Annotated in this window: 17 protein-coding genes and 1 pseudogene; 14 read left to right on the plus strand and 4 right to left on the minus strand. The window is 52.3% G+C overall.

Annotation, left to right across the window (positions count from 1 at the left end; translation table 11 throughout):
- Nucleotides 1–80: 80 nt before the first annotated feature.
- Nucleotides 81–1,283, plus strand: coding sequence for an ABC transporter substrate-binding protein (locus tag PSAB_RS11745; RefSeq protein ID WP_025334777.1), 1,203 nt, complete (start codon nt 81–83; stop codon nt 1,281–1,283).
- Nucleotides 1,284–1,375: 92 nt separating this feature from the next.
- Nucleotides 1,376–1,939, plus strand: a complete 564-nt coding sequence (locus PSAB_RS11750) for a GNAT family N-acetyltransferase (RefSeq protein WP_025334778.1) — start codon at nt 1,376–1,378, stop codon at nt 1,937–1,939.
- Between the two features lie 13 nt (nt 1,940–1,952).
- On the opposite strand, the gene PSAB_RS11755 is transcribed toward PSAB_RS11750, so the two are convergent.
- The gene (locus PSAB_RS11755; protein ID WP_025334779.1) at nt 1,953–2,372 is read right to left on the minus strand and encodes a GNAT family N-acetyltransferase; all 420 of its coding nucleotides are present in this window, start codon (nt 2,370–2,372) and stop codon (nt 1,953–1,955) included.
- A gap of 28 nt (nt 2,373–2,400) precedes the next feature.
- On the opposite strand from PSAB_RS11755, the pseudogene PSAB_RS11760 reads away from it, so the two are divergent.
- Nucleotides 2,401–3,371, plus strand: a pseudogene (locus PSAB_RS11760) (FecCD family ABC transporter permease).
- Here the strand turns inward: PSAB_RS11760 and PSAB_RS11765 are convergent.
- Both PSAB_RS11765 and PSAB_RS11770 read right to left on the minus strand, forming a co-directional pair.
- Nucleotides 3,361–5,046, minus strand: coding sequence for a methyl-accepting chemotaxis protein (locus PSAB_RS11765; RefSeq protein WP_025334780.1), 1,686 nt, complete (start codon nt 5,044–5,046; stop codon nt 3,361–3,363). The pseudogene PSAB_RS11760 and the gene PSAB_RS11765 sit on opposite strands and share 11 nt — an antisense overlap.
- A 138-nt stretch (nt 5,047–5,184) precedes the next feature.
- The gene (locus PSAB_RS11770; RefSeq protein WP_025334781.1) at nt 5,185–5,736 is read right to left on the minus strand and encodes a helix-turn-helix domain-containing protein; all 552 of its coding nucleotides are present in this window, start codon (nt 5,734–5,736) and stop codon (nt 5,185–5,187) included.
- A gap of 220 nt (nt 5,737–5,956) precedes the next feature.
- On the opposite strand from PSAB_RS11770, the gene PSAB_RS11775 reads away from it, so the two are divergent.
- The 4 genes from PSAB_RS11775 to PSAB_RS11790 all read left to right on the plus strand — a co-directional run bounded on the left by PSAB_RS11775 (nt 5,957) and on the right by PSAB_RS11790 (nt 8,290).
- Nucleotides 5,957–6,349, plus strand: coding sequence for a DoxX family protein (locus tag PSAB_RS11775; RefSeq protein WP_025334782.1), 393 nt, complete (start codon nt 5,957–5,959; stop codon nt 6,347–6,349).
- 6 nt (nt 6,350–6,355) lie between these two features.
- Nucleotides 6,356–7,003, plus strand: a complete 648-nt coding sequence (locus PSAB_RS11780; RefSeq protein WP_025334783.1) for an alpha/beta hydrolase — start codon at nt 6,356–6,358, stop codon at nt 7,001–7,003.
- A gap of 27 nt (nt 7,004–7,030) precedes the next feature.
- Nucleotides 7,031–7,810, plus strand: coding sequence for a DODA-type extradiol aromatic ring-opening family dioxygenase (locus tag PSAB_RS11785; RefSeq protein WP_025334784.1), 780 nt, complete (start codon nt 7,031–7,033; stop codon nt 7,808–7,810).
- A 138-nt stretch (nt 7,811–7,948) separates the two neighbouring features.
- Complete coding sequence (locus PSAB_RS11790; RefSeq protein ID WP_025334785.1) at nt 7,949–8,290, plus strand: YrdB family protein; 342 nt, start codon at nt 7,949–7,951, stop codon at nt 8,288–8,290.
- 82 nt (nt 8,291–8,372) lie between these two features.
- Here PSAB_RS11790 and yiaY read toward each other — a convergent pair whose 3' ends face one another.
- Nucleotides 8,373–9,527 (minus strand): L-threonine dehydrogenase, encoded by a 1,155-nt coding sequence (gene yiaY, locus PSAB_RS11795; protein ID WP_025334786.1) that lies wholly within the window; start codon nt 9,525–9,527, stop codon nt 8,373–8,375.
- 128 nt (nt 9,528–9,655) lie between these two features.
- Between yiaY and PSAB_RS11800 the strand changes: the two genes are divergently transcribed.
- From PSAB_RS11800 to cysK (PSAB_RS11830), 7 genes are all read left to right on the plus strand, one after another.
- The gene (locus PSAB_RS11800; protein ID WP_025334787.1) at nt 9,656–10,528 is read left to right on the plus strand and encodes a helix-turn-helix domain-containing protein; all 873 of its coding nucleotides are present in this window, start codon (nt 9,656–9,658) and stop codon (nt 10,526–10,528) included.
- 308 nt (nt 10,529–10,836) lie between these two features.
- Entirely contained in the window at nt 10,837–11,793 is a 957-nt protein-coding gene (gene cysK, locus PSAB_RS11805) for a cysteine synthase A (RefSeq protein ID WP_025334788.1), read from the plus strand.
- Nucleotides 11,790–13,130 (plus strand): nitrogenase component 1, encoded by a 1,341-nt coding sequence (locus tag PSAB_RS11810; protein ID WP_025334789.1) that lies wholly within the window; start codon nt 11,790–11,792, stop codon nt 13,128–13,130. Before cysK (PSAB_RS11805) ends, PSAB_RS11810 begins: the two co-directional genes overlap by 4 nt.
- A 42-nt stretch (nt 13,131–13,172) precedes the next feature.
- Nucleotides 13,173–14,711, plus strand: a complete 1,539-nt coding sequence (locus PSAB_RS11815; protein WP_025334790.1) for a nitrogenase component 1 — start codon at nt 13,173–13,175, stop codon at nt 14,709–14,711.
- Nucleotides 14,712–14,756: 45 nt separating this feature from the next.
- On the plus strand, nt 14,757–15,638 hold the full coding sequence (locus tag PSAB_RS11820) for an ABC transporter ATP-binding protein (RefSeq protein ID WP_025334791.1): 882 nt from the start codon (nt 14,757–14,759) through the stop codon (nt 15,636–15,638).
- A gap of 31 nt (nt 15,639–15,669) precedes the next feature.
- On the plus strand, nt 15,670–16,548 hold the full coding sequence (gene nifH / locus PSAB_RS11825; RefSeq protein WP_025334792.1) for a nitrogenase iron protein: 879 nt from the start codon (nt 15,670–15,672) through the stop codon (nt 16,546–16,548).
- Between the two features lie 81 nt (nt 16,549–16,629).
- Nucleotides 16,630–17,556 (plus strand): cysteine synthase A, encoded by a 927-nt coding sequence (gene cysK, locus PSAB_RS11830; RefSeq protein ID WP_025334793.1) that lies wholly within the window; start codon nt 16,630–16,632, stop codon nt 17,554–17,556.
- Nucleotides 17,557–17,839 lie beyond the last annotated feature (283 nt).

Raw genomic sequence — 17,839 nt, forward strand, 5'->3', positions numbered from 1 at the left:
TTTGAAAAATTTTAAGAAAATCGAATGAAACACAAAAGTCATCACAGAGGAGGCATAACAAGTCTAAAGGAGGCTATATAATGGGCGCGATCAGAACGTATTTGAAGCTGGGTGAGTTGTTGGCACAGTATCCGGACAAAGAGGGTGTGCTCAAGGATTTTTTTGATGCGGGCTCATCAGAGGAGCTGTTACGCCGCTATGGGGCGGACGCTTACCTCAACCGGATGCTTGGAAGTGAAGGGAAGCCGGCGGACACGCTGCTGTCTCTGTTGAATGAAGGCGAGGATGACCGGGCGCTGCCGCCTTCGGGAGAGCTGGATTTTCTCGGAATGACTATCTGTTTGATGCGCCAGCGGTTTCAGGCCTGTTTTGACGAATGGATGACGGATTACAGGGAGGAAACGGGGCTAAGCTTTAATTGTTACCTGCCCCGGAACTGCGGCAGCGGCAACCCTTACCGGAATGTCTGGCAGGCGGAGAATGTTAGAGACTTCCCGGGAATCGTGAGCGGCTGTGGGTTCAGCGATTTCTTTCGGGCCGAATTTCGGGACAATCTGCTGAACAAGAACGTCTTTCAAGCCGTGGACATGCCGATCAACGCTTCGCTTTCTTCCGACTTGATTGATCCTTATGGCGCTTATACCCTGTACGGTATTTACCCTTATGTGATGATGATTGACGAGACCCGGATCGGCTCGCTGCCGCGCCCGAGGGAGTGGGCGGACCTGATGAATCCCGTATACGAGGATAATGTCATTGTGATCGGTTCTCCTGAAAAAGTGTCCGAGCTGCTGCTGATGTACACGCATAAAGAGCATGGCGACGAAGGCATCCGCCGGCTCGGCGTTACGATCAAGGACGGTTGGCACGGCTCCCGAATGGCGAAAACGGCGGGAAGCGGCTCATCTGAAGGAGCGGCGATATATGTGCTGCCGTGGGCGTTTGCCCGGTTCAGTCCAAGACCGGATAAAGTATCCGTCGTGTGGCCGGAGGACGGCGCGATTGCCAATCCGCTGTTTATGCTCGTCCGCAAAGACCGTTACCAGGAGCTTGAACCGATTGCGCGCTACATGACCGGTCCGCGGCTGGGTCGCGAGGTTGCCGCCTGTTCTTTCCCGGCGCTGAGTGCCGAGGTGGACAACGCGCTGCCTGCGCAGGCGAAGATGAAGTGGCTGGGCTGGGACTACCTCCGGTCCGTCGATCTTCAGCAGCTGAAGAACCATACACAGTCGCTTTTTCAGCAAAATTGGAAAAGAAAGTCCCTCGCGGGGATTTTCAAATAAGGAATATTCTGTTTAACTTAGAAGGGTGTCTCAGCGTCATATGATGCGGCTGGGGCATCCTTTTGCCATAGGAAAGGGGAGAGGGCAAGCAAATGAAAATAGAAGAACAGAAGCTCCGTGTCAACGGGCTAAGCTATACGGTCAGATCTGCCTTGGACAATGATGCGCACAGGCTATCTGAAATCCGGGTACAAATTGACGGAGAGACGGAAAATTTGGACCGGGAACAAGGCGAAGGATTCATCGATCCACCGGGTTTCAAGCAGATTATTAGAACGGATACCGAAAGCAGGGTGAACCTGTTCCTGGTTGCGGAAGCGGAAGGCCGGATCGTCGGCTTTTCTAGATGTGAAGGGAATACTTTGAAACGATTTTCCCATAAAGTCGAGTTCGGGATATGCATACTGAAAGATTATTGGGGCTATGGGATTGGAAAAAATCTGTTAAAGCGATCCGTGTCCTGGGCCGATTCCACCGGGATTTCAAAAATGACATTGAATGTTCTGGAAACCAATGTTAAGGCGATTGAGCTGTATAAGATGTTCGGCTTTGAGATCGAAGGGGTGTTAAAGAATGACAAGTTACTCTCCGACGGAAAATTCTACAACACCGTTGTTATGGGAAGAATAAAACCTGAAATGAATAAGCGCCGCTAGATACGTTTCCACCTCACGGTTCCAATCTCATATGTATGCTTCTCTCCTTGAATCCGAGCGATTTCCAAAAAGAACGGGCTCGTTCATTCCAGCACAGAACATCGATGTCCAGTCTGTCTCTTCCCAGAAACGCTGCCAATGTTGGGAATGCCGCCCGCCCGTAGCCCTGTCTTCTGCTGTCCCGGCAAATAAAAAATTGCCTCAGATAAAGCGGTTTCCTGCCGTGATGCACCAGGGCGTAACCTTTGACCTCTCCGGATTCCGTAAACAGGTACGCTCTGTATTCCCCCTCTAAAAAGAGCTTCATTCGCTCCTTCAATTGTTCTGTATTCATCGGATTATCGTGCTTCTCATCTTCGATAAGCTGCCGGTTAAGCTCCACCAACAGGTCCAAATCATCGCCGGAAGCGGCTGTAACTGTCAGATTAATCATGAATTTCCCTCCCGAATAATCATTCCAAATATGTCTCAACGCTAGAATCCTTCTTGCACTAACACCGCTGCTAATCTTCACCCTGTTTGCGGGCATGGGAATCGGAAGCGCCTCCGTCTCTTACAGCCATATTATCCCTACGATACTGGGGCACGGCTCCTTCAAGGATGAATTTGTGCTCTTCGACATAAGGCTTCCCCGCATGCTGATTGCCTTACTGTCCGGCATGGCCCTGGCGCTGTCCGGTTCCATTCTACAAGCCGTCACCTGGAACGATCTGGCGATCCCGGCATCGTAGGCATTAATTCAGGGGCGGGCGTGGCGGTAGCCGTCTTCTTTCTGCATGCGCCTATCGACGCCGGATCGTTCGCGTATTTGCTGCCGTTGGTCGGATTTGCCGGCGGTTTTCTGACTGCCGCCTTAATTTATATCCTGTCCTACAGCCGAAGCGAAGGGCTGCAGCCGATCAAGCTGGTGCTTATGGGGATCGGCAGCTCGATGGCCTTGTCGGGACTGATGATCTTCATCATTTCGTCATCCGACCGGCAGAAGTACGAATTTATCGCCAAATGGCTGGCGGGTAATATTTGGGGCACGGACTGGCCGTATCTATCCGCTTTGGCCCCGTGGCTGGTCATCCTGATTCCTTATGTGCTGTACAAATCGGGTGTCCTGAATCTGCTGGCGCTCAGCGATCATGTGACCGTTGGCGTCGGAGTGCGGCTGCAGCGTGAACGGCTGGGGCTCATAATCGCCGCAGTGGCGCTGGCTTCGGCCGCGGTTTCCGTAACGGGGGCGATCGCCTTTATCGGTCTGATGGCGCCGCATATCGCCAAATCGCTGGTCGGTCCCCGACACCAGATGTATATCCCTGTGGCACTGCTGCTTGGAGGCTGGCTGCTTACGCTCGCCGATCTTATCGGCCATCATATCGTCGGTCCGGATGGGGTTCCGGCTGGGATTATGGTCGCTTTGATCGGAGCGGCCATCAGATTTTAAAGCGAGAGATCAGCAACTGGAGTTTACCGGCCATACTGCTTAGTGCTTCAGCTGCGGCACCCATTTCTTCACCGGAAGCCAATTGCTCCTCGGTTGCTGCGGCTATTTCTTGAGTACCCGCCGAAATGTCGCTTGTTCCAGCTCCCACGGTTTCCATGGATTGAGAAACGACGGTGAACTGGCTGTGCACCAGTTGCGCCGAGTCGGAGATTTCCGACGTTTTGTCCGAAACCTCGCTAATTGAACGCAGGATCTCTTGGAACTGCTCCAGGCCAAGGCTCGTTATCTCGTTCCCTTCGGCGGTTCTGGCTTTGACGTCAGTCATACTGCTTAGCGCCAGACTGGCGTTCTCGCGTATGTTTCCGATGAGTGCTCCGATCTCTTTGGCGGATTCGGCGGAGTACCCGGCCAGCTTTTTCACCTCCCCGGCTACTACGTTAAATCCGCGGCCCGCTTCACCCGCTCTTGCCGCTTCAATTGAGGCGTTGAGAGCAAGCAGGTGGGTCTGCTCGGAAATTTCGTTGATCAGCGAGGAAATCTCCGCGATCTTCACCGTTTGCCCGGAAAGCAAGGTTAATCTTGAATCCGCCTCGTCCACCGCGCGCGTGATATCAATCATCTTCTCTCCCATTTGGGCAAGGGTCTGCTCTCCGGCACCGGCCCGTTCACTCATATGGAGCGCAGCAGAGGCCATACCTTTGGAGTGGAGAGAGATGGACTCGATCCTGTCCCGTGATTCACGCGTCACTTTTGCATTATCGGCAGCAAGACTATTTTGTTCGGAGGCTCTGTCTGCAATGGTCTGCATCGACCCGGCGATAAGCTGTGATGTGGAACGGGACTGCTCGACGCTGGCGAAGAATTGCTGCGATACGGAAGAAAGATGGTTGGTGGCTTCCCCGACTTTTCCAATAATATCTCTCAAGGATGCGACAAAAGCGTTAAAGCTTCCCGCCAGCATGCCAAATTCATCTTTTTGAGCAATCTGAATCGTTCTTGTAAGGTCGGCTTCACCCGCTGCGATTTCATTCATCTGATCATTAAGAAGTCTCAAAGGCTTCACAATGATTCGCACAAGCAGGATGGAAGCGGCCGTTCCGAGAATCACGCTTAATATAGCGACTGTAAGCAAAATAATTTGAGAGCGGGTTGAGTTTTCTTTAATATGCCTCTCGACCGGAGCAGCCTCATCCGCAAGAAGCTTAACCACTTTTTCAACGGCAGGATTTACATTTTGCTTCCGCAGACTTCGCTCTTGCCCGAAATGTATACTTTCAGCCTGCTGCACAGAGCCGCTTCCGCGCAGGCGAACCATTTCTCCGCTCAATTGGGACAGCTTGGCCAAAGCGCCGTTGATCTCTTGCATCGCTGAGCCGTATTTGGCCTCAAGAGCCGGTGCCATAGTATGGAGCAGCTTGTTTATACTGTCCATTTTTGTTTGCATTTCCACGGTGAACTCCGCCCCGCCAGTAAGCAAATATCCTCTCTCATCATTGGCCAGCCCGGCCAGCAGATATTGAACCTGCTTCATATCCCGCTGCAGTTCATTCAGTTCACGCAGAGCCTGCGCTTCTTCCGCTATTCCTCGGATTGAGGTTACAGCCAAAATACTGCTGCAGGTAAGCGCTGCAATCAGCAGCGACACCAGCACGATCAATTTATTTCTGACTTTCATTTCCATTCCTCCCGGGCTTTATACTCTTATTTATATCGGGAGGTGTTATCCGCTATGTTACACTTCAGTGCTGAAAGATTCGTCTAAGCTCTACCGTGATCCTTCACGCTTCAAGGCGTAAGCTGCATCAAGCGTAACCTACATCAGTCTCCAGTCCGTCTGCTCCTCGGTGTAAACGGCAACCAGGACGAGAGCGGTATCATCCCCGATATTCTTGACTTTATGGGGAGTGCAGGCATTCCAGCTAAAGGTGTCTCCTTCTTCCAGCACTGCCGAATCCTCACCCTGCTCGGCAAGAATTCGTCCTTTCATTACCAGATGCGTCTCCTCACCTTCATGGGCGTGGGGAGCATCGCCGGTGGATGCGCCGGGGGGAAGCTCTACCAGCACCATCCGCATATTTTTCGTCCGGCCGAGATGGGAGACTTTTAGCCGCTCCGGGCCACTGGTGCTCAGGGTGCGCTCACCCGCCCGGATGATCTGCATCCGTTCTTCCTTCTTCAGCAGCAGGTAAGCAAGCGGCACTTTAAGCGCCTCGGCAATGCTTTCCAGCGTAGCGATGGAAGGAGAGGTTTTATTCGTCTCAACCTGGCTCATGAATCCTTGCGATAGCCCGGTTTGCTCGCATATCTGGGCGATCGTGATATTTTTGCGCTTGCGAATGGCGCGGATCGTGGAACCGATATCCACAGGCGGTCACCTCGATTGATGTTAGGGTAGTCATTCCAATATCTTATCATTTTCGGCTGCGGTAAGGCTATTCCACCTGAATAAACGTACAAATAACGGTTAATAAATTACTATTAGTCAGTAACTATATTTAATATTGACAAATGGCTTTCTTTTGTATATCTTTAATTACACAAAACAAAAATTTATATTACTTATATTTTGAGAGGAGACATGATTGATGAAAAACAAGGTGACGGTTTTGATGCGGGTGGTACTCGGGATTTTATTTCTGGCTCACGGGATCAGCAAGCTGCAAATGGGGCTGGGTAACGTCGCGGGCTGGTTCGGCAGTATCGGCCTTCCAGAGTTTTTGGCTTATGTCGTTGCAGCAATCGAGCTAATTGGCGGGGTTCTGCTGATTCTGGGCCTCTTTACACGCTACGTGTCGGTTGTGCTGATTATTGTGCTCGTTGGCGCGGTCTTTACCGCGAAGCTATCGGCTGGCCTCCTCGGGAACGGGCAAGCTGCCGGATATGAGCTGGATATCGCCTATATCGTGATCGCCCTGTATCTGGCTGTGGCAGGCACGACCGACTGGTCGCTTGACCGCATGATTTTTAACAAAGGTTAACAGTCAATGAGTATTCCATACGAATACAGCGTTGTACTTCCGGAGGGCTATACGGAGGGCAAGCGATATCCGGCGTTGTTCGCCCTTCACGGGAAAGGCTCGAATGAGCAGGATATGCTCGGTTTGGCAGAGCCGCTGAAGAACGAGTTTATTCTGATCGGGATTCGCGGCGACCTGCCCATGGGCCAAGGCTATCAATATTATGAACTGAGAAGCCTCGGGAATCCGATTCGAGAAATGTTTGACCGGGCGGTTGGCCGTCTGGAAGCTTTTATTGAATACGCTGCGGAAAAATATGCGGTTGATCCCGCGCGGCGCTATGTGCTGGGCTTCAGCCAAGGGGCGATTCTTGCGATGACGCTTGCGCTTACTATGGGCGAAAGAATTAAGGGAATCGTGGCGCTAAACGGATATATCTCTGATTTCGTAAAAACGGAATACCCGCAGCGCAACATTATGAACATGTCCATTTTTATCTCGCACGGCGAATTTGATCCCGTATTCCCGGTCAAGATCGGCTATGAGACAGCGGCCTATTTCAAGAACCTGAACGACCGCGTCATCTTTAAGACCTACCCTAGCGGGCACGAAGTAAACGGGGCGAACCGCCGGGACGTGATGAACTTTTTGCTGGAAGACCGTTTAACCGATTAATTGAAGAGTAGAAGGAGTGAACCGCTGATGATGCCATCTTACTTTTTTGCGCACGGAGCGCCGTCGCTTGTAATTGAAGATCACGAGTATACTTCTTTTCTGAAAAATATTGCCGCCACGCTTCCGCGCAAGCCAAAGGCGATTGTGATCTTTTCCGCCCACTGGGAACATACGGTTCAGCAAGTCAGCGCGGTTGATACGTACAGTACCATTTATGATTTCTCCGGATTTCCGGAGGAAATGTACCGGATGACCTATCCAGCGTCAGGAGACGCCTCGGTTACTGAACAGGTGTTGTCACTGCTGAATGACGCAGGCATCCCAGCTGTATCCGACACAAGCCGCGGGCTTGACCATGGCGCCTGGGCAGTGCTGAAGCTCATCTTCCCGGATGCGGACATTCCCGTGGTGGCGCTGTCGGTGAACCGGTATCTGGACAATGCGAAGCAGTACGAGATTGGAAAAGCGCTGGCGAAGCTGCGGGAGCAGGACGTACTCATCATCGGCAGCGGCGGAATCGTCCACAACCTGCGGCAGATCAAGTGGGGCGCCGGAGCCGGGACAATCGATCCATGGGCGTTTGAATTCGATACCTGGATCGAGAAGCGACTTAAGGACTGGGATTTGCAGGAGCTGTTCCGCTATAGCGAGCTCGCGCCTTACGCGGATCGAGCCGTTCCGACGAGCGAGCATTTCATTCCACTGCTGCTGGCGATGGGGAGCGGTGATGGGGTACGACAAGCGGAGCTTCTGCACCGCAGCTACCAATGGGGCAGCCTGAGCCTCACAGCCTGGCGGTTCAATTAAGCGCAATTCGATCATGAGGTTATAAAAAACACTATTGTAAAACTAATGGTATTAGTTTATTATAAAACTAAGACCGTTAGTTTTTTGTTTTTTTATCGGTAAATCATATTGAATAACAGGGAAGCAGAGGGATGAAACATGATCGGAGTAATGCAAATGCTTAACCTTACGCTGCGTTTTTTGCTGGAGATCGTTGCCCTTATTGTTTATGGGTTATGGGGCTACCGGATGGGAGGCAGCGGCTGGAGCCGAACGCTGTTCAGTCTCGGTCTGCCGTTGATTGCGGCCGCCGCTTGGGGGATGCTGGGCGCACCGAAAGCCGCTTATACTCTGCCCGCCCCGCTTCATCTGCTGCTGGAAATTCTGATGTTCGGAACGCCGGTCTTGCTGCTGTATCTGATGAACCGGCCCGGGCAGGCAGCGGTATATGGAATTGTGGTACTTGCTAACAAGCTGCTCATGATGGTCTGGAACCAGTAATTCATAACCGAAACCGGGCAGGAAAAAACCCATCCCCCTAATTGCGGAGGATGGGTTCGTTCAAATATACCTGCTTTCCTCATTACATGGCTTGCTCGAAAATTTCCATGATCTCGTCATGCGAGCCCTGGACCGGATTGGTGACGCCGCAAGCATCTTTCAGCGCATTCGACGCCAGCACGGGGAAATCTTCCCGTTTCACGCCCAGCGCTGACAGTCCGGAAGGGATGCCGACCCGTTTCGCCATTACCTCAATAGACTCAAGCGCAAGCGAAGCGCCTTCTTCCGCAGTGACGCCGGCTACATTCCGGCCGAGCGCCTCTGCCACATCTTTCAGCCGTGGCGCGGCTTTGGCCGAATTATACCGCTCCACATGCGGCAGGAGAATGGCGTTACAGACTCCGTGCGGCAAATTGTAGAAGCCTCCGAGCTGATGCGCCATCGCGTGGACAAGCCCAAGACCCGCGTTGTTGAACGCCATGCCGGCAAGGAATTCGGCATATGCCATCTGCTCGCGAGCTTCCTTATCCAATCCGTCGTCAACCGCCCGGATGAGATAATCCCGGATAAGGTTAATCGCCTTAATTGCGCAAGCATCCGTAATCGGCGTCGCGTTGATGGAGACGTACGCTTCGATAGCGTGCGTCAGCGCGTCCATGCCGGTGGCGGCGGTCAGGGATTTCGGCATCGCCATCATCAGGTCGGGATCATTGACCGCAATCAGCGGCGTTGTATGCTTGTCAACAATCGCCATCTTGATATGGCGCTCCTCGTCGGTGATGATACAGAACATCGTCATCTCGCTTGCCGTTCCAGCCGTCGTATTAATGGCAATAAGCGGAGCGGCAGGCTGTGCGGACTTGTCCACGCCCTCGTAATCTCCGATTTCTCCTCCATTCCCGGCCAGCAGGGCAATTCCCTTGGCACAGTCATGCGGCGAACCGCCTCCAAGCGAGACGACGCAGTCACACTCTGAATCGGTATAGAGCTTAAGGCCCTCACGTACATTTGTTACTGTGGGATTCGGCTGCGTTCCGCTGTAAATGGCAGAATTGATTCCATTTTGATTCAGCATATCCGTGACTTTGGCGGCAAGTCCGATGTCCACGAGCGGCTTGTCGGTGACGACAAGTGCTTTTTTATAACCGAGCTTTCGTATTTCTTCACCTGCGTCCAAAAGCGCTCCTGATCCCAGCAGACTCATTCCCGGCATCATAAATTTCGCATTACCTGACATTTCGACACCTCGCTATTTGTTAATTGGAAAATATTGTGCTAACCTTGCTCTATTATTAAAATAAGGCTTCAAACACCAAAAAACTAATCGAAACTGCGGTAAAATACACGAAATTTCTGGAGGATCGCATGGAAAAGCTTCTGAAGAATTTTAGCCGGTTCGATGAACTGCACTACGGGTTCCAAACGGATTTGATCCGGATTTTATATTATGATCTGCCGGAGCATTACTACGAGCAGTATTCTTCATATGAATGCTCCAAGCTGTGCACGATTTTGGACGGGGAGAAGGAAGTACGGATCAATAAAACGGAGAGCTTTCAGTATGGATCGGATGAAATGATTCTTCTGCCGCCGCACTCCTCGGTCGAGATGTCGATAGAGCGCCAGACGAAAGCGCTTGTGTTCGAGCTGGGCGATCAGTTGATCGAGCGTCTGGAGCCGGTGGTGAGCGAAGAATTCGGGCTTGCGGAGAAAGCGACGGTCGGAGATGTCGTGCGGTGCGGACTGAAGAGCGACGAGATGGACCCTGTGGTACAAGCAATCGGCCGGATGAAGACCTACATGTCATACCCGGGAGACAGCAAAATCTTTCTGGTCGACCTTGCGGCGCAGGAACTGGCTTATCATCTGCTGCGCATCCGGGCCTTCCGGCTGAGTCTGCATAATGAAAACAAACATCCCGTGTTCCGCGCCATCCGTGATATTCACTCGGAATTGTTAACGCTTGCATCCGTAAAAGAGCTGGCAGGCAGCTATAACATGTCGCACACTCATTTTACCCATCTGTTCAAAAGGATGACGGGTCTGGCCCCGCTTGAATACATCACCCGCGAAAAAATGAAGCTCGCTAGTAAGCTGCTCCAGGAGCTAACGGTTACAGAGACGGCAATGCACCTGAATTACGACAACATCTCCCATTTCATCGCCTTGTTCAAAAAGCAGTTTGGCATGACGCCAAAGCAGTACCAACTCAGCCGACAGCCTGAAAATGTGCAATAAAGGTAAAAAGTTTATTGACAGAACAGACATTCTTCACTATAATCCATATTAACCATTAATTCACATTGAAATAATATGAATTAAAAAATGTAGCTGACCGGTTACCCGGAAGCTGGGCCTCCAACGGATTTGGAGCGCTTGGCTTCCTTTTTTTATGATATTATTGTGATTTTTATCACAAATACCGGCTGATATGCACCACTTAAGCTAACCAGTTCACTGGAGGCTTGACTTTACCTTTACAGGACAGGTCAAGTCTCTTTTTTAATACAAGGAAGCCAAGCAAATTGAAGATGGAGGAACGTATCATGTCGAAAATTGCAAGCAAACTGACAGATCTTATTGGAAACACGCCGCTTCTGGAACTCAGGAGCTTTAGCGGGAAAAAGGAGCTTGGCGCTTCGGTAATCGCGAAGCTGGAATATTTCAATCCGGCGGGAAGTGTAAAAGACCGGATCGGCTATGCCATGATCAAGGACGCCGAAGAGCAGGGCCTGATCGGACCGGGAACCGTGCTGATCGAGCCGACCAGCGGCAATACCGGGATCGCGCTCGCCTTTGTGGCCGCGGCCCGCGGATACCGTCTGATTCTAACCATGCCGGATACGATGAGCGTGGAACGCCGCAATCTGCTGAAGGCGCTGGGCGCCGAGCTGGTGCTGACACCCGGAGCCGAGGGTATCAAGGGCTCTGTCCGCAAGGCGGAAGCGCTGGCGGCGGTTACGCCGAACTCGTTCATTCTGCAGCAGTTCAACAATTCGGCCAATCCCAAAATTCACCGCCAGACAACTGCAGAGGAAATCTGGCGGGATACGGGCGGTAAAGTGGACATTTTCGTTAGCGGAGTCGGAACCGGAGGTACGATAACCGGCGTCGGGGAAGTTCTGAAAGAACGGAATCCGGATGTGAAGATTGTGGCCGTAGAGCCGTTCGATTCACCGGTTCTCTCGGGAGGAAATCCGGGTCCGCACAAAATTCAGGGCCTTGGGGCCGGGTTTGTACCGCTCATCCTGAACCGGGAAATCATTGATGAGGTATTCAAAGTTCGAAATGAGGAAGCGCTGGAAACGGCGAGAGAATTGGCAGCCACGGAAGGATTGCTGGTCGGTATCTCCTCGGGCGCTGCCGTCTTTGCAGCCTCCCAGCTTGCCAAGCGGAAAGAGAACAGAGGCAAGAATATCGTCGTTCTGCTGCCTGATACCGGTGAACGCTATTTATCTACCGTATTGTTTCAGGAACCGGCGCAGACAGGAGGATTGTCATGAGCAAAGTCATCGAGAGACCGCGCTATGTATGCGCCCTCGGCGGCGCGATCGGCACTATCCAGTCCCTGCCCCGGGCGATCCCGATTCTTCATTCCTCTTCCGGCTGCGGCGGCAACCTGGCGGGGGCTTTGAGCGGAGCTTCGGGCTATAACGGCGGCAATTATTGCGGCGGTCAGGCGCTCCCAAGCTCGAACGTATCCGAAAGAGACATCGTGTTCGGCGGCGAAGGCCGGCTGCACGAACAGATCGAGAATACGCTGAAGGTTATGGACGGGGATTTGTATTTTGTCGTCACGGGCTGCATGGTCGAGATGATTGGCGACAACGTTCATGCCGTGACCAAACGGTTCAAGGACGGTAAATTGCCGGTACTGGCCGCGGAAACAGTCAGCTTCAAAGGCAACTCCTATTACGGCTACGAGCTGGTATTGGAAACCTTGTTCCGTGAATTTGTAGAACCGGCTCCGGTGAAAGATCCCGGGACTGTGAATTTGTGGGGAGTCGTTCCCATGCAGGACGTGTTCTGGAAAGGAAATCTCGGCGTACTGAAAGGCTTGCTGAAGAAACTGGGCTTTGAAACGAATACCTTCTTCGGCCAGGGCGAGACGCTGGAGAACCTGAAAAATTCCGGAAAAGCCAGCTTGAATATCGTCGTGTCGGAAGCTTACGGGATTGAAGCGGCGAAAGTATTTGAAGAAGTGCACGATGTTCCCTATATCACGCTTCCTTTACCGGTCGGGGATCACGGAACTTCGCGCTTCCTTCGCACAGTGGGCAAGGCTCTCGGTGTGGATGAAATTAAGATCGAGAAATTAATTCAGGAAGAAAGAAAAGCCTACTACCCTTATCTGGAGCGACTGGCGGATGTCTACAACGATCTCGATTTCCAGCGCTACGCCACCGTGGTCGGCGATCCCAATTATACGCAAGCCATTACCCGTTTTCTTTCCGACGATCTGGGCTGGCTGCCTGAACTGATTGTGATCACCGATATTTTGGGGGAAGAGCAGAAGGAACGGGTTCTGGCATCATTCGGCGAATATGAATCCGGGCTTCGTCCGGAAATTGTGTTCGATGAGGATGCCTCAAGCGTCGTAGGCTATATCAATCGTCACTGGCCGCAGAATCAAGGGCAAAAATATTATAAAGGCTTCGCCCCTGGAGTTATTATCGGAAGCGTCATGGAACGCGATACGGCGGAACAGTTCAAGGTGCCGCTGCTTCCGGTCACTTATCCTATCTCCAACCGGGTGGTGCTGAACCGGGCTTATGCCGGATATTCCGGCGGGCTTACTCTTGCCGAGGACGTGCTCAGTCTGGTTGTTGCTCACCGGTAATGAACCCCATCGTTTTTTTAATGAAAAAAGGAGGCTTGTTTCATGGATTACATTAAACATAAAGTGCCGCCGGTGCGTGAGGACCGCCTGATGGCTTGCCAGGCTTACGGCGGAACGTGCGGAGATTTATCCAATGATTCGAAGAAAGGATGTCTCTACGCCAGCAAACGCACCTTCTCCCAAACCCAGGGCTGCCAGCTTAACCTCAGTCTGGGCATGATCAGCTCTATGCGCGACGCGGTCATGGTCATTCACAGTCCGATCGGCTGCGGCGGCAACCTGATTCAGAACGCCGGGATTAACAAGGTATTCCAAAAGCTGCGCCAGCAATCAGCCGTTGGCCTGCGCTGGATTAACACCAACCTGAGCGAAGTGGATGTAATCAGCGGCGGCGAAGCCAAGCTGAGACAGGCCGTACTCAAAGCCGAGCGTGAATTCCGGCCTAGCGCCATCCTTGTTTTTAACAGCTGTGTCCCGGCTTTGATCGGCGACGATATTGACGGCATTCTGGACGATTTGCAAAAGCAGGTGTCGGCCCGGATCGTGCCGATCCACTGCGAAGGCTTCAAAACGAAAATTCAGGCAACCGCCTATGACTCTGTGTACCACGGCTTGATCCGCAATCTTGTGGGCGAAGACAAAAGCACGAAACCGGCGATCATTCGTACTCCGGAGGAAGAGCTCGAGCATCAGGAGAAAATCAGCAAAACGGTCAATCTGCTCAATGTCGGCTCGATGAGCCGCATCGATGAGGAAGAGCTGGTTCGTTTGCTCAAGGCGCTGGATCTTAATGTACGGATTTTGCCCTCATATTCGCACCCCGAAGATTTCACCTATGCCCATGAAGCGGCGCTCAATGTGAGCATCTGCGCAACGCATGATGATTATTTCGTTGAGCATTTCCAAAAACTGTATGGCATTCCTTACGTGCTGCGGACTATTCCAATCGGCATTGCCAATACGAACAAATGGCTGCGCGACATCGCTGCTCACTTCGGAATCGAGGAGCAGGCCGAGAAGCTGATTGCGGCAGAAACGGCGGAGCTGAACAAGGCGATCGAACCGTTCAAAGCAGAGTTCAAAGGAAAGACAGCATTTCTCACTGGCGGCGAGGTTCGGATATTGACTACGGCGGAGCTGCTGCATAATCTCGGCTTCGAAATCCTGGGCCTCCGGGGCTATCACTTTGACAAATACGGCGAGATTCTCCTGGAAGAATATATGGAGGATGTACCGAATTCGGAAAAAGCGATCTTCAATATCGGTTCGGGCCAGGTGTTCGAGCAGGCTAATCTGCTCAGTAAAATTACTCCTGACTTGTTCGTCGGACATATCGGCGTTAACGGCTCGGCAGCCAAGCAAGGATATCCGATCTTCCCGCTCTTCGGGCAAAGCGACGACTATTTGGGCTACAAAGGCGTGTACGAGGTGGCAACGCGGGTCAGCCGTATTTTGAGAAATGCTTCCTTTAACAAAAACCTGGGCAAGAACACGAGACTGCCTTACCGGGATAGCTGGTATGAGCAGGACCCGTTCACGTACATTGATGATTCGGCGAGTATCGCTGCCCGCATTGGATAGCTTGAGATAGCTTTGGATGGAAGGAATAAGTAAAAGGAAGGGTGAATGAAAATGTCCAAATATGAAGCGAAAATCAAGGTGACCGGGGTAACCCGCCAGTATATGATCCGGCGGAATACGGAGGATGAGAAGAAGGAGTTTACCGCTCTGAAGGATGTCGACCTGATTGTGAGACCCGGCGAGTTCCTGACCATTGTTGGACCAAGCGGCTGCGGAAAATCGACGCTGCTTGATCTGATTGCCGGGCTTGCCTTGCCGACTGAGGGCGAATTGTTCATCGACGGCAAGAAAATTACCGGTCCTGCGCTGGATAGAGGGATCGTTATGCAGGGATATGCTTTATTCCCTTGGCGGACGGTTCGCCGCAATGTGGAATTTGGTCTGGAAATCAAGAAGGTTCCCAAAAAAGACCGCCAAGCCATCAGCGACCGGTTTCTGGAGCTTGTCGGATTAAGCGGGTACGCCGACCGTTATCCTTATGAGCTGTCAGGCGGGATGAAACAGCGGGTCGCTATTGCCCGGGCTCTGGCGTACGATCCTGAAGTGCTGCTTATGGACGAGCCGTTCGCCGCGGTGGATGCCCAGACAAGAGAGACGCTTCAGGATGAACTGCTGCAAATCTGGGAGCGGACCGGGAAGACGATTATTTTTGTTACCCACAGTATTGACGAAGCCGTCGCTCTCGCCGACCGTGTCGTTGTCATGTCGCCTAATCCGGGCAGAGTGCGCGAAATTGTTAATGTTACCCTACCTCGTCCAAGACGAGTAGGGGATGTCCAATCCACGGCCGACTTCAGCTGGATTCGCCACAGAGTGTGGGAGCTTCTGCAGGGAGAAACAGCCGAAGTCAAACCGGTTGCCCAGAAGGCTCCGGCACAAGCGCAGCTTGAGCTTGCCGAACAGCTATCCTCATCGGCTGCGTTATAAAATTTTCATTAAGGATAAGGAGTGCAGTTTAATGGCTAAAAAGATAAAACAAATTGCAATCTACGGCAAAGGGGGGATAGGCAAGTCCACCACAACTTCCAACATAAGTGCGGCTCTGTCGGTGGCTGGTTACAAGGTCATGCAGTTCGGCTGCGACCCAAAGAGCGATTCGACAAACACGCTGCGCGGCGGAGAATATATTCCCACTGTGCTCGACACGCTGCGGGACAAACAAATCGTTAGAGCGCATGATGTTATATTTGAAGGCTTTAATGGCATTTATTGCGTTGAAGCAGGCGGCCCGGCTCCCGGAGTCGGCTGCGCTGGTCGGGGGATTATCACCTCGGTATCTTTGCTGAAGCAGCAAAAGGTATTTGAAGAACTGGATCTCGATTATGTAATTTACGACGTTCTGGGGGATGTCGTCTGCGGAGGCTTCGCCGTACCAGTACGTGAAGGCATCGCTGAGCATGTATTTACCGTAACCTCAGCTGATTTCATGGCGATTTACGCGGCCAACAACCTGTTTAAGGGCATTCATAAATATTCTACCGAAGGCGGAGCCCTGCTGGGCGGTGTTATCGCCAATTCCATCAACGCCCCTTATGCCAAGGAAATCGTGGATGACTTCGTAGCCCGCACCCATACCCAGGTGATGGAATATGTTCCGCGCTCGGTTTCGGTGACGCAGGCGGAGCTTCAGGGCAAGACAACGATCGAAGCGGACCCTGATTCCAATCAAGCGAAGGTATATAAATCTCTGGCCCAAAAAATTATTAATCATACCGAGTCCAAAGTGCCAGCCCCAATGGAAACCGGCGAGCTAAGGCAGTGGGCCGCCGAATGGGGCAAACAGCTTGTGGCCCTGGAATCCGGCCTGATCGCTCCCGCCGCAGCCGGCAATCTGTAATTTGGTATGAAGACCAGAACTCCATCTCGTGAGAACTTTCATTTGCCGGTATCCGGAGCGGTCTTTGAGAAGAAGGAAGCTTTGAAAGCAAGAACGCATGTTGTGAACAGTATTACAGAACTGATTGGAAATACTCCGGTGGTGAAACTGCAGCGATTGGCCAGAACAAATGCTGCGGAGGTTCTCGTTAAACTGGAATCTTTCAATCCTTCCGGAAGTGTCAAGGACCGGGCCGCATATAACATGATTCGGAGAGCGGAGCAGAAGGGATTGCTGCGGCCGGGCAGTACGATTATCGAACCGACCAGCGGAAATACGGGAATTGGAATCGCCATGAACGCAGCCGCCAGGGGATACTCGGCGATTATTGTCATGACGGATAACATGACGCCTGAACGGATTAGTATATTGAAAGCCTACGGCGCTCAGGTGGTGCTAACGCCGGTGGCCGAAGGCATGAAGGGCGCCATAGCCCGGGCGGTCAAGCTGCGCGAGGAAATTCCCGGAAGCCTCATGCTCCAGCAATTCGAGAACAGCGCCAATCCGGACTGTCACCGGACGACAACGGCACTGGAGATCGTGGAGCAGACGGAAGGCAGGCTGGACGCCTTCGTTGCTTGCTCCGGTACTGGAGGAACGATTACGGGAACCGGAGAAACGCTGAGAAAATTGATTCCGGGGATTTCCATTTATGTAGTCGAGCCCAAAGGCTCTCCTGTACTCTCCGGCGGAAAGGCTGGGCCGAACAAGCTTGTTGGAACCGGTCCGGGCTTTATTCCAAAAGTGCTAAATACAAAGGTATACGATGAAATTGTTCAGGTATCCGACGATGATGCGCTCGGCGTCATGAGGGAGCTTGCCCGCAGGGAAGGACTGCTTGTAGGACCCTCCTCCGGTGCGGCGGTGTGGGCTGGATTGAAGGTTGCGGACAGACTCGGCCCCGGCAAGAGGGTGTTGTGCATGGCACCGGATACGGGCGAGCGGTATTTGAGCATGGATGTATTTTGAAAGTGCAGTGATTCTTTGCAGCCCACTTTTCCAAAAGAGGTCAAGCAGCCGATTTCCATCCGGCGAGCTTGACCTTTTTTACTAAATTAGAATGTAAGGAAGTGAATGGTAAATGCTCGAGATCGACAGTGAAATTCTGCTCCGGACTTACCCGATGAACCGGATTCATTCAAAAGCCGAAGGCCATAAGACTCCATTCCTCCCCATATTTAAGACCGCGGCCGGAAAATCCGTCATTAGGCTGCTGATTCTCCCAGCTTGGAAAGCGCTGCTGCGTCTCAAT

This window comes from Paenibacillus sabinae T27, from assembly GCF_000612505.1.
Taxonomy (GTDB): domain Bacteria; phylum Bacillota; class Bacilli; order Paenibacillales; family Paenibacillaceae; genus Paenibacillus_AQ; species Paenibacillus_AQ sabinae.

What these genes read in the sequence shown, in the direction of transcription:
- PSAB_RS11745 (WP_025334777.1), top strand. Translation starts at nt 81, where the DNA reads ATGGGCGCGATCAGAACGTATTTGAAGCTGGGTGAGTTGTTGGCACAG.
- PSAB_RS11750 (WP_025334778.1), top strand. Translation starts at nt 1,376, where the DNA reads ATGAAAATAGAAGAACAGAAGCTCCGTGTCAACGGGCTAAGCTATACG.
- PSAB_RS11755 (WP_025334779.1), bottom strand. Translation starts at nt 2,372, where the DNA reads ATGATTAATCTGACAGTTACAGCCGCTTCCGGCGATGATTTGGACCTG.
- PSAB_RS11765 (WP_025334780.1), bottom strand. Translation starts at nt 5,046, where the DNA reads ATGAAAGTCAGAAATAAATTGATCGTGCTGGTGTCGCTGCTGATTGCA.
- PSAB_RS11775 (WP_025334782.1), top strand. Translation starts at nt 5,957, where the DNA reads ATGAAAAACAAGGTGACGGTTTTGATGCGGGTGGTACTCGGGATTTTA.
- PSAB_RS11780 (WP_025334783.1), top strand. Translation starts at nt 6,356, where the DNA reads ATGAGTATTCCATACGAATACAGCGTTGTACTTCCGGAGGGCTATACG.
- PSAB_RS11785 (WP_025334784.1), top strand. Translation starts at nt 7,031, where the DNA reads ATGATGCCATCTTACTTTTTTGCGCACGGAGCGCCGTCGCTTGTAATT.
- PSAB_RS11790 (WP_025334785.1), top strand. Translation starts at nt 7,949, where the DNA reads ATGATCGGAGTAATGCAAATGCTTAACCTTACGCTGCGTTTTTTGCTG.
- yiaY (WP_025334786.1), bottom strand. Translation starts at nt 9,527, where the DNA reads ATGTCAGGTAATGCGAAATTTATGATGCCGGGAATGAGTCTGCTGGGA.
- PSAB_RS11800 (WP_025334787.1), top strand. Translation starts at nt 9,656, where the DNA reads ATGGAAAAGCTTCTGAAGAATTTTAGCCGGTTCGATGAACTGCACTAC.
- cysK (WP_025334788.1), top strand. Translation starts at nt 10,837, where the DNA reads ATGTCGAAAATTGCAAGCAAACTGACAGATCTTATTGGAAACACGCCG.
- PSAB_RS11810 (WP_025334789.1), top strand. Translation starts at nt 11,790, where the DNA reads ATGAGCAAAGTCATCGAGAGACCGCGCTATGTATGCGCCCTCGGCGGC.
- PSAB_RS11815 (WP_025334790.1), top strand. Translation starts at nt 13,173, where the DNA reads ATGGATTACATTAAACATAAAGTGCCGCCGGTGCGTGAGGACCGCCTG.
- PSAB_RS11820 (WP_025334791.1), top strand. Translation starts at nt 14,757, where the DNA reads ATGAAAATGTCCAAATATGAAGCGAAAATCAAGGTGACCGGGGTAACC.
- nifH (WP_025334792.1), top strand. Translation starts at nt 15,670, where the DNA reads ATGGCTAAAAAGATAAAACAAATTGCAATCTACGGCAAAGGGGGGATA.